The organism is Desulfothermus naphthae (genome assembly GCF_054657475.1).
This window is the reverse complement of the sequence record NZ_BAAHYQ010000001.1, coordinates 1,397,846-1,410,147: the sequence shown is the minus strand read 5'-3', so window position 1 is coordinate 1,410,147 and position 12,302 is coordinate 1,397,846. Positions and strand designations below refer to the sequence as shown.

14 protein-coding genes are annotated in these 12,302 nt (G+C 33.4%); 9 read left to right on the top strand and 5 right to left on the bottom strand.

Annotated elements, in window-relative coordinates:
- Window positions 1-48 precede the first annotated feature (48 nt).
- Window positions 49-1,476 carry a diadenylate cyclase gene (locus tag ACYQ1E_RS06875; RefSeq protein WP_459876993.1) on the bottom strand — a complete coding sequence of 476 codons (1,428 nt, stop codon included), beginning with the start codon at window positions 1,474-1,476 and terminating at the stop codon, window positions 49-51.
- Window position 1,477: 1 nt separating this feature from the next.
- On the bottom strand, window positions 1,478-1,870 hold the full coding sequence (locus tag ACYQ1E_RS06870; protein WP_459878478.1) for a DUF2914 domain-containing protein: 393 nt from the start codon (window positions 1,868-1,870) through the stop codon (window positions 1,478-1,480).
- Window positions 1,871-2,377: 507 nt separating this feature from the next.
- On the opposite strand from ACYQ1E_RS06870, the gene ACYQ1E_RS06865 reads away from it, so the two are divergent.
- The 3 genes from ACYQ1E_RS06865 (at window position 2,378) to ACYQ1E_RS06855 (ending at window position 5,595) form a co-directional block, all read left to right on the top strand.
- Window positions 2,378-2,950 (top strand): anthranilate synthase component II, encoded by a 573-nt coding sequence (locus ACYQ1E_RS06865; protein ID WP_459876990.1) that lies wholly within the window; start codon window positions 2,378-2,380, stop codon window positions 2,948-2,950.
- Between the two features lie 13 nt (window positions 2,951-2,963).
- Window positions 2,964-5,216 (top strand): aminodeoxychorismate synthase component I, encoded by a 2,253-nt coding sequence (gene pabB / locus ACYQ1E_RS06860; protein ID WP_459876987.1) that lies wholly within the window; start codon window positions 2,964-2,966, stop codon window positions 5,214-5,216.
- Window positions 5,217-5,295: 79 nt separating this feature from the next.
- A complete protein-coding gene (locus ACYQ1E_RS06855; RefSeq protein WP_459876984.1) occupies window positions 5,296-5,595 on the top strand; it encodes a hypothetical protein in 300 nt (99 codons plus the stop codon).
- A gap of 481 nt (window positions 5,596-6,076) precedes the next feature.
- On the opposite strand, the gene ACYQ1E_RS06850 is transcribed toward ACYQ1E_RS06855, so the two are convergent.
- Both ACYQ1E_RS06850 and ACYQ1E_RS06845 read right to left on the bottom strand, forming a co-directional pair.
- Window positions 6,077-7,906, bottom strand: a complete 1,830-nt coding sequence (locus tag ACYQ1E_RS06850) for a triose-phosphate isomerase (RefSeq protein WP_459876981.1) — start codon at window positions 7,904-7,906, stop codon at window positions 6,077-6,079.
- A gap of 167 nt (window positions 7,907-8,073) precedes the next feature.
- Complete coding sequence (locus ACYQ1E_RS06845) at window positions 8,074-8,592, bottom strand: LysM peptidoglycan-binding domain-containing protein (protein ID WP_459876978.1); 519 nt, start codon at window positions 8,590-8,592, stop codon at window positions 8,074-8,076.
- 298 nt (window positions 8,593-8,890) lie between these two features.
- Between ACYQ1E_RS06845 and ACYQ1E_RS06840 the strand changes: the two genes are divergently transcribed.
- The 5 genes from ACYQ1E_RS06840 (at window position 8,891) to ACYQ1E_RS06820 (ending at window position 11,387) form a co-directional block, all read left to right on the top strand.
- Window positions 8,891-9,148: an AtpZ/AtpI family protein gene (locus ACYQ1E_RS06840; protein ID WP_459876975.1), complete on the top strand. Its 258-nt coding sequence runs from the start codon at window positions 8,891-8,893 to the stop codon at window positions 9,146-9,148.
- Window positions 9,105-9,587 carry an ATP synthase subunit I gene (locus tag ACYQ1E_RS06835; protein WP_459876972.1) on the top strand — a complete coding sequence of 161 codons (483 nt, stop codon included), beginning with the start codon at window positions 9,105-9,107 and terminating at the stop codon, window positions 9,585-9,587. The genes ACYQ1E_RS06840 and ACYQ1E_RS06835 overlap by 44 nt, the downstream gene beginning before the upstream one ends.
- On the top strand, window positions 9,553-10,257 hold the full coding sequence (gene atpB, locus ACYQ1E_RS06830; protein ID WP_459876969.1) for a F0F1 ATP synthase subunit A: 705 nt from the start codon (window positions 9,553-9,555) through the stop codon (window positions 10,255-10,257). The genes ACYQ1E_RS06835 and atpB overlap by 35 nt, the downstream gene beginning before the upstream one ends.
- Before the next feature lie 70 nt (window positions 10,258-10,327).
- A complete protein-coding gene (gene atpE, locus ACYQ1E_RS06825; protein ID WP_459876966.1) occupies window positions 10,328-10,654 on the top strand; it encodes an ATP synthase F0 subunit C in 327 nt (108 codons plus the stop codon).
- 91 nt (window positions 10,655-10,745) lie between these two features.
- Entirely contained in the window at window positions 10,746-11,387 is a 642-nt protein-coding gene (locus ACYQ1E_RS06820; RefSeq protein ID WP_459876963.1) for a redox-sensing transcriptional repressor Rex, read from the top strand.
- Window positions 11,388-11,492: 105 nt separating this feature from the next.
- Here the strand turns inward: ACYQ1E_RS06820 and ACYQ1E_RS06815 are convergent, their stop codons facing one another.
- Window positions 11,493-11,666, bottom strand: a complete 174-nt coding sequence (locus tag ACYQ1E_RS06815) for a hypothetical protein (protein WP_459876960.1) — start codon at window positions 11,664-11,666, stop codon at window positions 11,493-11,495.
- A 55-nt stretch (window positions 11,667-11,721) separates the two neighbouring features.
- Between ACYQ1E_RS06815 and ACYQ1E_RS06810 the strand changes: the two genes are divergently transcribed.
- Window positions 11,722-12,273, top strand: a complete 552-nt coding sequence (locus ACYQ1E_RS06810; RefSeq protein ID WP_459876957.1) for a TVP38/TMEM64 family protein — start codon at window positions 11,722-11,724, stop codon at window positions 12,271-12,273.
- Window positions 12,274-12,302 lie beyond the last annotated feature (29 nt).

Below are 12,302 nucleotides of genomic sequence, written 5' to 3'. Positions count from 1 at the left end.
AAAGTGTTTAGTCAAGTCCATTATCAAAAATAAACACCAAAAAGCAGATTAATTCCTTTTTTTTACAATGTATTTAATTTTTATTTTATGCGATTGTTCCTTTATCTTCAGTGCTGGATTTATTTTAAGTTCCACATTTATTTTCCCTGATTTATTTATATTATCAACTTTGACTTTTTCTGTGTAAATAGTGGAGATTGAATCTAACAAAGTCTTAGGACCTATTATATGAACTTTATCAGGAACAACTTTTACATCAGGAATTAAAATATCTTTAGGCAACTTACCCGCCCAATCTACTTGAATAGGTAATAGCTTAGAAACTATTTTATCTAATTTTATTTTTATCCTAGAAGGTTCTATTTTTACTATTTTTATACCAGGTGGTAATGATATATTTTTTTCTGTAATATCATACAAATATGTGCCTGGTTCCTGATCTTTTACTTTAAGAAACAAATCAATATCATTTTTATTAATGGAACGAAGAATGACCCTAGGACCAGTTAATGTTAGTTTTATAGTGTTTGGAGTAGTAGTTACTATATCAATATTTGACGATCCCTTCATAATCTCTACAGGTATATTTAATGATGCAATTGAAGTTTCTCCTCTAGTAAAAGTAAACCACACACCAGTAACTATAAAAAAACACATAATGGCAGCAAAAGAATAAGATATATAACCCTTTTTTGATTTATTTTTAACTCTATCGCCTAAATGACTATTCAAGATTAAATCCAGGTCTTTGTTATCGTATATTTGAAAAATTTCTCCACTAATAGCAATTGATACACTCCCTCTTTCTTCTGAGACTAAAATAACAAGTGCGTCACAAACCTCACTCAATCCAAGAGCGGCTCTGTGCCTTGTGCCGTAGTATGGCGGCAAATCTTCCCTTTCAGATAAAGGTAAAATAACTCCCGCCTTTTGAATCTTTCCATCTTCAAGAACAATAGCACCGTCATGCAAAGGACCTTTGGACATGAATATACTTTCTATTAATTCCTTACTTATCAATGAATCTATCTTCACACCTCCAGATATAAATGGATTTACACTATTTTTCCCAGGTATTACAATTAATGCACCAACTTTTTTTTCAGATAAGGAAAATACACTTCCAATAACATCATATAAATGAGATTTTTTGACACGTCTTATTTTAACTCTCCAAAAAATATCTCCTATCTTCTTTGTCTGTAAGATACCCCTTAACTCGTGTCTAAAGCCAATAATTATAACAAATAAGGCCACAGTAATAATTCCCTGTAATATATAACTGGTCATAATTAAACCAGCATATGAAGATAATCTTTGACATATAAAGAGCAACACAACCCCTATTAACACCCTAAAAATAGCGGTTCCGTAAAATAACACGTAGATCCTGAACAAAATATAGCTGTTTATTAAAATATCTAGAATGTCTTTTAAAGTAATTGTTGATAATATAACATTTAATAACTTATTCATTTTATTCCACCACGCTAAATCGCAATATATGAATTAACTTTCCATTTTCATCAATTATTTCAACTCGCCATGGTCCAATATCAGACTCCCTAATGTATATCCTGCTAAAAGTAGCCCACACTGGTGGTTTGAGTTTTAATTTTACTTTAGACATCAATTTATCCCTAAAATACCATACATGATAGATAAAATTCTCCTTTTTAATTTGTTCAAATAAAGTATAACAATAAATTTTTTTAATCGATGATGATAATACGACGCCGCAAAAGTTAGGCTGACCATTTACTATGTCCTCACAAATTTTGGCATAAGAAAGTTTATAACAATACCCCTTTGTAAAAAAAATAAATAAAATAAACACCGTGAGTAATATTTTTTTGTAATTTTTTTTCATCATAATTTCTCCAAATATTTTTATACATTTTGGGTTCAACGAAAAGGTTTATATCTTATTTTGTGTTTTTATGCTAGCCCTAACAAAGCTTCTTTTTTTATTTGATATTCTTTACAAATGTTGTTGTTTTCTTATAGGGGGTGCTAAATGTGGAGAACAGGTCTTAAAAACATATGAAGTAAGCTATAACCAGGAAAATTTTTGTCTGAGTTGTTTATAAAAAATATATAACAATAAAACAACACTCTAATAGTGTTCACTCTTCAGAAAGGAAAGTATTTCTTATTTTTTTTGCAATTATCTAGCTTTTCTCATTGTGGTGGGAATATCCTTTTCACTTGAGCATGGAGAAAAAATTGACTTTTTTGAAAAAAAAATTAAGTTTTTTTTTCAAAAAAAAAACTAATAATGTTTTGGACATGAGTTATGTCAGGCCTCTAGGGGGCCACCCAGGCTCATGGGTGGTCCCCTCTTTTATTACCAATAAAAAATACGGAGGCTTTTACCATGCTTCTATTTATAGACAACTACGATTCTTTTACCTACAATCTTGTCCAGCTTTTCTCCACAATGTATTCAAATATAACCGTATATAGAAACGATAAAATAACAGTTTCAGATATTAAAAAAATGTCTCCCGAGGCAATTATTATTTCCCCAGGCCCAAAGGAACCCAAAGATGCTGGTATATCTAAAGAAGTTATAAAAAACTTCTATAAAAAAATACCAATTTTGGGCGTTTGTCTTGGAATGCAGTGTATAAACGAATGTTTTATGGGAAAGACAATTAAATCTCCCATTCCAGTTCATGGAAAGACTTCTAAAACATATCACAACCAAAAGGGACTTTTTAAAAATATCCCATCTCCCTTTAAAGTAGCCAGATACCACTCTCTATGTATTGAAATGCCAAAAACAACTCCCCTTAAAGTTGATGCTAGATCTGAAGATGGAGTAATTATGGCCATTAGCCATCCAGATTATCCATTGTTTGGAGTACAATTTCATCCTGAGAGCTTTTTAACTGAATATGGACAAAAACTCGCTAAAAATTTTCTTAAGTATATAAGTTATAAATAACCAAGGAGTGTCTATGGAATATCTTAAAAACATTCCTAAAATAACCAACTTACAAATAACCACAATTGATAATAACTTAAATTTTTTGGACATAGCAAAAAAATTTTCTAATGAAGCTGGCTTTGTATTACTCCTTAGCGGAGGAGATCACGACTGCGCAAATTTTAATATTATGGGAATAAGACCATGGATCAAAATCAAGACTAAAACAGATCAAATACAGCTAACTATAAATAATAACAGGTTTACATTTAAAAGTTCTCCTTTTATTGTATTAAAGCAGATTATTAAACATTTTGAATTTGATGATACCATAAACACCTTTAATTCACCTTTTAAATATGGACTACTTGGATATTTATCTTATGATCTTAAAGATCAAATTGAAGATTTACCATCACTGTGTATTGATGATTTACATTTTCCAGATATAGTTTTATATTGTCCAAAATATGTTATTATTGAAGATATTAAAACAAAACATATTTATTTGATTACGCCTAAATTTAATATCAATGATAATAAATATATATTTAATCAAAATGAAATATTAAACATAATAAGTTCAAAAAAAATAGAGACAAAGGGATTTTATTCAGATAGTAAACTATATTCAAATTTTCTTAAAGACGAATATATAGATGCAATAAATAAGATAAAAGATTATATTGTCAGGGGTCACATATATCAGGTTAATCTGTCCCAGAGATTTACTTGTTCCTTTTATGGAGATGCTTTTGAATTTTTTATAGAATTATTTAATTTAAATCCAGCACCATTTTTTGCATACATAAATGCATCTGATCATCAAATTATCTCCACATCTCCGGAAAGATTTTTATTTCAAAATCAAAGATATGTAGAAACAAGACCCATAAAAGGTACAAGACCTAGAGGTAAAACTAAAACACAGGATGAACAATTGTTAAATGATTTAAAAAACAGTATAAAAGATGATGCTGAACTCTCTATGATAGTAGACCTTTTGAGAAACGACATAGGAAAGGTGTGCGAACCTGGTAGTGTAAAAGTAGTTGAGCATAAGAGGGTAGAAAAATACCAAAATGTATTCCATCTAATTTCCATTATAACAGGGAGATTAATTAAAGACGTAGATTCAATAGATTTGATCAAGGCAACTTTTCCTGGAGGTTCAATAACAGGATGCCCAAAAATAAGGGCAATGGAGATAATTGAGGAATTAGAGCCAAACAAAAGACATATTTATACAGGCAGTATAGGTTATATAAGCTTTCACAATACAATGGATCTATCCATTGCTATCAGAACAGCTACTGTGATTGGGAATAAACTCATATTTTCTGTTGGTGGGGGGATTGTCTATGATTCAGACCCTATATTGGAATACGAAGAGACCCTACATAAAGGTGAGAGTTTTTTCTCTGTTTTAAAAAAGAGATCAATTTCTAAAAAGAGTCCTTTTAATAACTGGGCATGGGTAAATGGTAAATTTGTTCAAGAAAATTTAGCTCAAATCAAGGCCAATTTACTTGCATTTCAATACGGTATGGGGCTTTTTGAGACAATTCGAGTGGAGAAAGAAAATATTTTATTTTTAGATGAACATCTAAAGAGACTAGAAAATGGATGGAAAAAACTAATAGGCCTTCCATTTCCTAAAATTGATTTTCATTTAATAATTAAAGAACTTATTTCAAAAAATGCACTCAAAGAAAAGGTATCAGCAGTAAAAATAATTGCTGGAAAAGGAACCACAAATACACCACCCTATGACTATGTTTTCATTGTAAGTGCTAGAGAATATACACCTAGAATAGATTTTAATGTGAGATGGGGGCTAAATGTTGGAATTTATCCTGAACAAAGGTTTACGCCTATTGCAAATTTTAAAACTTTAAACTATTTCTATTATGAAAATGCAAGAAAATGGGCGCATGACAAAAATTATGAAGAGGCAATTATCTTAAATCCTGATGGATCAATTTCAGAGGGAAACTCAACAAATATAATTTTAATTAAAAATGACGTTGCTTATCTGCCATATTCTAAATATTTTTTAAAGGGGATCATGCTTGAGAAAGTTGTAAATTTTTTGAAAACCCTTGGATATAAAATAATTGAAAAACAAATTTTCCCTGATGAGATGTTTTGTATGGATGAGGTGATTTTGACAAATTCTTTAATTGGAGCATTATCTATTGCTTCCCTTGACAATAAAAAATTAAAAAAACCTCCTCATCTTTTATCTTTTCAGATAAATAAATACTTAAAATTTGCAACTTAAAGTGATATTTTACTTGATAATATGGTGAATTAATGGTATAAATTCTTGCTATTACGAAGTATTAGAAGGCACTGATTCTATGCGTGGATTTCGTGTTAAGTTCACTGAAAAAAATCTTACGGGCAACGCTGAAATGGTATTGCTGGGCCTGTCCGCTGACAAACTGAAGCTTCCCAGATGCTTGAGTAACACATTACTATTAAGGGGGGCTACTGCACAATATAAAGTTTCTGACATTATCATGATTTTGATGATGGCACTGTTAGAAGGTGCCGAGAAGGGCTACAACCCCAAGAAGCCAGGACAAAGAGGATATCATTCGCTACTTTGCTTTATTGCCGAGACTCGGGAATGTCTTCACTACTGGTTTCGAGCCTGAGATGCTTATTCTGCCAATGTTTGTGTTGAGTTTTTGCAAGAGTGCTTTGCCAAGCTTCCAAAGAGAACCTGGAAAGTTATTGTACATGCAGATTCTGCGTTTTTTAATGGAGAACTCTTAGACTACCTAAAAGGGTCTCATGCACTGTAGTTCATCAAGGTTAAGACGCAACGACTCACTCACCTTTTAGAAGCTCAGAAAGGGCCCAAGGTTAAAAATAGACCTGGCTATGAGAAGACCGAATTCACATACAAATGTGCGAAGTGGAAACACCCCTGCCGCTTTGTGGCTGTACGTAAAGTAATAGAGAGCAAATGTGATTGCTTTTTTTCAGCGTTACAAAGAGTAAGTATGATTATTTTTGTTTAACATAACAGCTCCATATCTAGTTACCTCTGTGCAGAACAATCAGTTGCTTACGCTTGAAGTGTAATTGCAGATTTTGGTTTAAAAGAATTTTTTTTCTGACCCAGCCAATTTATTATAGACTCTCTTCTAATTGCTCCTCCTCTTCCAATTCCTTGTGTATTTTTAAAAGCTCTTCAAATCTAATATCAGCACCAAAAACCCCTATTATGTCTCCTTCTTCATTAATAATGGGAGAGGCTACAGTAAGGCACAATTTTCCAGTATAAACGGATCTGTAGAAATCCGTAATATACATTTTCCCTGTTTGCATAGGCACCTTAAACCACTCTCTATCAGATAAATCTTCACCTTCCACCAATTGTTTAAACTTAGACCTGTCTTCAGGATGACTTATTACCCAGGTGAACAACTTGCCATTTTGATCAGTGAGATAAGCAAATTGAATAAATGGGTAATTTACCAAGAGCTCACTAAATTTATCCTGTATGCTTCCCTTATCTAACTTTGTTATACCATCACATAACTTGTTAATAATTTTGGCTGCAATTCTGTGAGCAGTTTCCTTGAGATAATCAAATTCTGAAGGAAACAATTCCGGGAGATATCTCTTTGCCAGAGCCATCATCTCTTCATGGGACATGGATGTGGTTCTACCTCTATTGTATTGTTCCATAATTTTTTTATAGATTTTGCCCACTGCTGGATGATTTTTGGTGATTTTTTTCTCATCAGTTAATTTAAGGTGGTGATTTAGCCAGTAGGCAATTCCAGCACGGCCTGATTTATCTGTAATGATAATAGGAACTTCCCTTCCCAAAATGTGTTTTGTATCAAAAATATTGTAAATCTCTTCGTTTTTGACAAGTCCATCAACATGTATTCCCGCACTAGTTGCATTGAAATCTCTCCCAACAAATGGATAATTGGGCGGTATATTGTATTTTAGTTCTTTTTGAAAATATTCTGCAATTTCACTTATTACGTGAGTATTTGCGGCATCGTCGTCCCCTGTAATCGATATATATTCAATTACCAGCCCTTCAACTGGTGGATTCCCAGTTCTTTCTCCAAAACCCAATAATGTCCCATTGGCTGCAGAGCACCCATAAAGCCAGGCAGTTGAGGCATTAATTAGTGCCTTATGGAAATCATTGTGTCCATGCCACTCTAGCCATTTCCCAGGGACTTCTGCCTCATCTGTAAATGCCCTGATGATTTTACCAACACTTCTTGGTAAAGCAGCACCAGGATAAGGTACTCCATATCCCATTGTATCACAAAGCCTTATTTTCACTGGCAAACCACTTTGCTTTGAAAGATCCATTAATTTTTGAGCAAAAGGGATACAAAAACCGTAAATATCAGCCCTTGTTATGTCTTCAAAATGACAACGGGGAATAATTCCAAGTTCTAAGGCCATTTCTATTACTTCTAAATAATCCTCCATGGCCTTTTTTCTGTCTTTGCCGAGCTTTAGATATATATGATAATCAGAGACAGAAGTAAGCATCCCTGTCTCTTTTAACCCCATTTGTTTCACCAACTTTAAATCATCCTTATTACATCTTATCCAGCCTGTAATTTGGGGATACCTATATTCTTTAGCCAGACATTCTTCTACCGCTTTTTTGTCCTTTTTTGAATAGAGAAAAAATTCTGATTGTCTGATAAGTCCACTTCTGCCCCCCAGTTCGTGGAGAAAGTCAAATATTTTGCTGATTTGTTCTACCGTATAAGGAGGACGTGCCTGTTGCCCATCTCTAAAAGTAGTGTCTGTTATAACCATTGGCTCGGCAGGTCTTGGCAATACAAAGGTATCATCAAAACTGATTCTACAGACTTTTTTATAAGGATATAATTCTCTGAAAAGATTAGGTTTTTCAGGATTTACTAATTCAAGACGCGTACCTAAAGATTTTAGATGTAAAAATGAATAACTCATACTTTGCTCCTACCTCATTGATGTTTCTGTAGAAAGAATTTCGAAGATCCCATAAATGCACGAGATCTTTTTGAATCCTAATTAAAAAATTACAAAAGCATGTTTGTAACACTAGGGGTCATGCACGACCCCTTTTAATTGTAAGGCGGGTAATAACTGGAACTTTTTTAAAATTCCCAGTTAAGCTTTACCCTCAAATTAGCTGGGATATTTGCATTTTTTGGTGGAAGATATGGCCGAGGTGCCCCAGCAGACTTTCTGCTTATTTTTAATTCTTCTAAAGAAAATTCCCTTGGAATTCTGAATACCTGACCAGGGTAAATCAAATCAGGATCTTTAATTTTGTCTCTATTTGCCTTATAAATTAAAGGCCACATAAAGGGGTCATTATAGATCTGTTTATACTCTGCAATCCACCATAAGCACTCTCCTTTTACCACAGTGTGAGATGTTGGCAGCTTGTGATAATTCATTCTGTATATTTCCTCTGGGGTTGGTGGTGGAGGAGATTTTTTCTGAACAATTGGTTGTGGTTTTGGTTTGGTCTTTACAACCTCTTTAGGTGTAACAACTTTTTGTTCAGGAGCAGTAGTAACTACTTTTTTCTTTTTAAAAAGAGAACAACCTGAAATTATAACCAGCACACAGATAATTGAGACTAAAGTAATTTCTCTAACCTTTCCCATTTTTTACCTCCTACTATTTTTTAATCAGAGATTTCTTCATTTAGTTCATTTAATACGCCTTTACCTAGACACCTAAGTATAATGTTTATACCATTTTTTTTCTTTTATCAAATAATTTTTTCATTATCATTTCCAAATATAACAACAATAGAGATTTTGTAAGCGTCTTTATCTAATTCTTCTAAGTCCTTACACTTGTTAACATATAAGAATTTTGCTATTTACTTTACATTGAGTTGACTTTGTTTTTTTGCTGTGCTAAGAGGTTTTAAGAAGTTTGTGAACGAAGGAACAAGGGATGTTTTTAAAAAAGTGGGATAACGAATATATAAGTAGTTTAATGAAAGCAAGTATTGTTGGAATTCATCTGGTTACAGCAACTTTTGTGGGGCTAGCTATAGGTTATTTTTTGGATAAATGGCTTGGCACCAAGCCGATTATGACAATAATTTTTTTACTCTTTGGAATAGCGGCTGGTTATAAAAATATGTATATGGAGATTAAAGGAATTCATGGCATCGCAAACACAAAAAGGAAAAATAAAAAAAACAGATAATTTTCAAATTCCTCGTGAAGCTACAGAACCTGTGATAAAGTGGATAATAATGGTAGAATTTATTCTTCTTATAAGTGGTATTTTATACTTTACTCTTTTTCAGGGCCTTAAGTGGGCCTGTTCCTTTTTAATTGGAGGATTACTAGTATCTTTGAATTTTATAGTTTTGGCTAGAATTTTGCCCCATTTGGTTGTGAATAAAGACGCTAAATCATCTATTTTTTCTTTGTTAGTTAGTTTTTATTCCAAATTGATTTTTACAGGAATAATTTTGTTGATAACTATAGTTTTTCTGAAAATGCCAATTTATCCCCTTGTAATAGGGCTTTCAACAATAGTAATGGGTACAATTTTTTGGATAGTAAAATATATTATTACCACTAACCACAAGGAGGCAGATGGTTATGTCAGAAGTAGCTCCTCACGTATTACTTCTTGAAAAACTAATGGATCTTTTGGGACTTGTAGATAAGCACGGTCATAGTTTAGTCCCTCAGCACATCCTTTATACTTGGCTGGTAATGTTAATTTTGATTTGCCTTGCCTGGTTGGGGACCAGGAGGTTATCTATGGTGCCAAGGGGGCTCCAGAATTTTTGGGAAATTATAGTAGGCGGCATGGAAGATTTTGTGTATGAAAATATGGGCCCTGAAGGTGGGAGAGTATTCCCGCTCCTTATGACACTTTTTATTTTTATTTTATTTTGTAATTTTATTGGCCTTTTTCCAGGGTGTAATGCCCCCACAGCGAATTTAAACACCAATGCTGCAATGGCACTCACCGTGTTTATTTGGTACAATATTTTGGGAATAAAAGAACATGGTGCGAAGTATATCAAACATTTTACAGGTCCAATTGCCTGGTTGATTCCTTTAATGTTGCCTATAGAAATTTTGAGCCACCTGGCACGGCCACTTTCTCTCACTGTTCGTCTTTTTGGAAATATATTTGGTGAAGAATTGGTTCTAATGCTTTTCTTTATGTTGCTTCCAGTTGTAGCTACTTTGCCAATATACTTTTTATATGGACTAGCTGATACAATTCAGGCCTTTATATTCTTTATGTTGTCAATGATTTACTTCAAGATGACCTTTGAAGAGGCACATTAATTTTTTAGGGGGAAATGGTCTTAGTAGGCCTTTTTAACAAAATATAATTTTTAGAAGGAGGAGTTTGGTTATGCGTAAGGTTTTGTTCACTCTCTTAAATGTAGTAGCTGTTCTTTGTGCTGCTTCTGCGGCCTTTGCAGCTGAGGGAACTGTTGCACCTCAAGTAGTTTCAATGATTGCCATTGGTACTGCAATTGGTATGGGTCTTGCCGCCCTTGGATGTGGAATTGGAATGGGTTTTGGTCTAAGAGGCGCATGTGAAGGTACTGCCAGAAATCCAGACGTTAGTGGAAAAATCACAGTAACAATGCTCATTGGTCTTGCAATGATTGAGTCTCTGGCTATTTATACTCTTGTTATTGATTTAATTATACTCTTTGCTAACCCATATCTATAATGGATTTAAAAAAACATAAGAGGGGGACAAAGTCCCCCTCTTTTTTTGTTATTAATTTGTGATTTTTTTCTCAAACACCAATATTACAATGATGAAAAAAGAGAAAATTCCTAAAGTTACCATATATAGAATGGCTATTTATCTCCAGGTGTTAGAAGATTTAGCCAAGGAGGGTGAAGATGTTGTTTCATCGAGTAAACTGGCGTCTCTGTGTGGAGTGAATCCTTCTCAAATAAGAAAAGATTTGGCTTATTTCGGAGAGTTTGGAGTTAGAGGAGTTGGATATATTATAAAGGATTTAATCAGTTCAATAAAACACTTTTTAGGCCTTGATCATGTTTGGAATTGTGCCATTGTGGGCATGGGTAATTTAGGTCGCGCAATAATGAGACACAAAGCGCTTTTCTACAGGGGATTTAGGATCGTAGGTGCTTTTGACTGTGATCCATTTAAAATAGGAGAAAAGGTTGGTGAATTAGAAATTATTTGTACTAGGCGCATAAGAGAAAAGGCAAAAGAACTCAACATAGAGATTGCCATTTTGACTACACCGCCGGATAGGGCACAGAGGGCTGCAAATCATATTGTTGAGGCTGGAATCAAGGCTATTGTAAATTTTGCCCCTGCCAGGATTTTAGTTCCAAAAGATGTAATAGTTGATTATGTAGATTTTTCTACTAATCTGATTTACCTTTCCTTTAATCTTGCAAAAATAAGAGATCAAAATATTTAATTGACCTTTTTTTCCCCTATTGCTAGCTTTCTCAAAACAATGTCTTTCTCAAAGTTGGACGGATGTAAGGACATTGGAAATGTGAGTGAGAAAATCATTTTAACTTTAAATAAGTGGATGGCATGTAGACAAGACAGTAGAAAGGGTAAGAGAGTTACACTTACTTCCTTCTTTATGTTCATTATAGATAATTATGAGGTAATATCCAATGAAAAAGGGCGAATACTCAGTGTTGCTTATTGCCCTATTTATCATTATTTTTGCCTTTTTATGGCACATTCCTCCTTTTTCCCATTTTATTGAACCCCAGAACTTGAGGAACCTATTATTGAAAATGCAAAGGTCGCCTTTTTTATATCCATCACTTCTGTTTGCATTTATCGTGGCTGGTATGACCATGTTTCCAGTCACAGTCTTATCCACTGCCACAGCCCTTTTTATTGGTATTGTAAAAGGTCTTATAATTTCTCTAGTTGGATGTTTTTTAAGTGCCGTTGTTACTTTTTTTATTGTGAGATCTCTTGGAACCAGCGCCAAACAGTATTTGCTCTCCAAGAAAAAAATAAAAAAATTGAATAAAATTATTAGTGAAGATGGTCTCACTTCAATCGCTATTTTAAGGATGTTACCCATTGGGTATACAGTAATAAGTGTAACTGCCGCACTATCAGATATAAAATTTTTCAAATATTTATTGGGTACCCTTATAGGTGTATTTCCAGATTTGATCTTGTGTATATTTTTAGCCGGATCCCTACACAACATTATTGTATCTGGAAAAAATCATTACATTATCTGGATAGTGTTTGCCGGTATTTCATATATCATTCTCTGGTCAATTCTTCTTAAAAATTTTATCAAGAAATTGAAAAAAATTGACTTATAAACAAGGGTACCAATAGTTTTTAACATAAG

What these genes read in the sequence shown, in the direction of transcription:
- ACYQ1E_RS06850 (WP_459876981.1), bottom strand. Translation starts at nt 7,906, where the DNA reads ATGAGTTATTCATTTTTACATCTAAAATCTTTAGGTACGCGTCTTGAA.
- ACYQ1E_RS06820 (WP_459876963.1), top strand. Translation starts at nt 10,746, where the DNA reads ATGAAAAAAGAGAAAATTCCTAAAGTTACCATATATAGAATGGCTATT.
- ACYQ1E_RS06810 (WP_459876957.1), top strand. Translation starts at nt 11,722, where the DNA reads ATGCAAAGGTCGCCTTTTTTATATCCATCACTTCTGTTTGCATTTATC.
- ACYQ1E_RS06840 (WP_459876975.1), top strand. Translation starts at nt 8,891, where the DNA reads ATGTTTTTAAAAAAGTGGGATAACGAATATATAAGTAGTTTAATGAAA.
- ACYQ1E_RS06845 (WP_459876978.1), bottom strand. Translation starts at nt 8,592, where the DNA reads ATGGGAAAGGTTAGAGAAATTACTTTAGTCTCAATTATCTGTGTGCTG.
- ACYQ1E_RS06835 (WP_459876972.1), top strand. Translation starts at nt 9,105, where the DNA reads ATGGCATCGCAAACACAAAAAGGAAAAATAAAAAAAACAGATAATTTT.
- pabB (WP_459876987.1), top strand. Translation starts at nt 2,964, where the DNA reads ATGGAATATCTTAAAAACATTCCTAAAATAACCAACTTACAAATAACC.
- ACYQ1E_RS06865 (WP_459876990.1), top strand. Translation starts at nt 2,378, where the DNA reads ATGCTTCTATTTATAGACAACTACGATTCTTTTACCTACAATCTTGTC.
- ACYQ1E_RS06855 (WP_459876984.1), top strand. Translation starts at nt 5,296, where the DNA reads ATGCGTGGATTTCGTGTTAAGTTCACTGAAAAAAATCTTACGGGCAAC.
- atpB (WP_459876969.1), top strand. Translation starts at nt 9,553, where the DNA reads ATGTCAGAAGTAGCTCCTCACGTATTACTTCTTGAAAAACTAATGGAT.
- ACYQ1E_RS06875 (WP_459876993.1), bottom strand. Translation starts at nt 1,476, where the DNA reads ATGAATAAGTTATTAAATGTTATATTATCAACAATTACTTTAAAAGAC.
- ACYQ1E_RS06870 (WP_459878478.1), bottom strand. Translation starts at nt 1,870, where the DNA reads ATGAAAAAAAATTACAAAAAAATATTACTCACGGTGTTTATTTTATTT.
- ACYQ1E_RS06815 (WP_459876960.1), bottom strand. Translation starts at nt 11,666, where the DNA reads ATGTGCCATAAAAAGGCAAAAATAATGATAAATAGGGCAATAAGCAAC.
- atpE (WP_459876966.1), top strand. Translation starts at nt 10,328, where the DNA reads ATGCGTAAGGTTTTGTTCACTCTCTTAAATGTAGTAGCTGTTCTTTGT.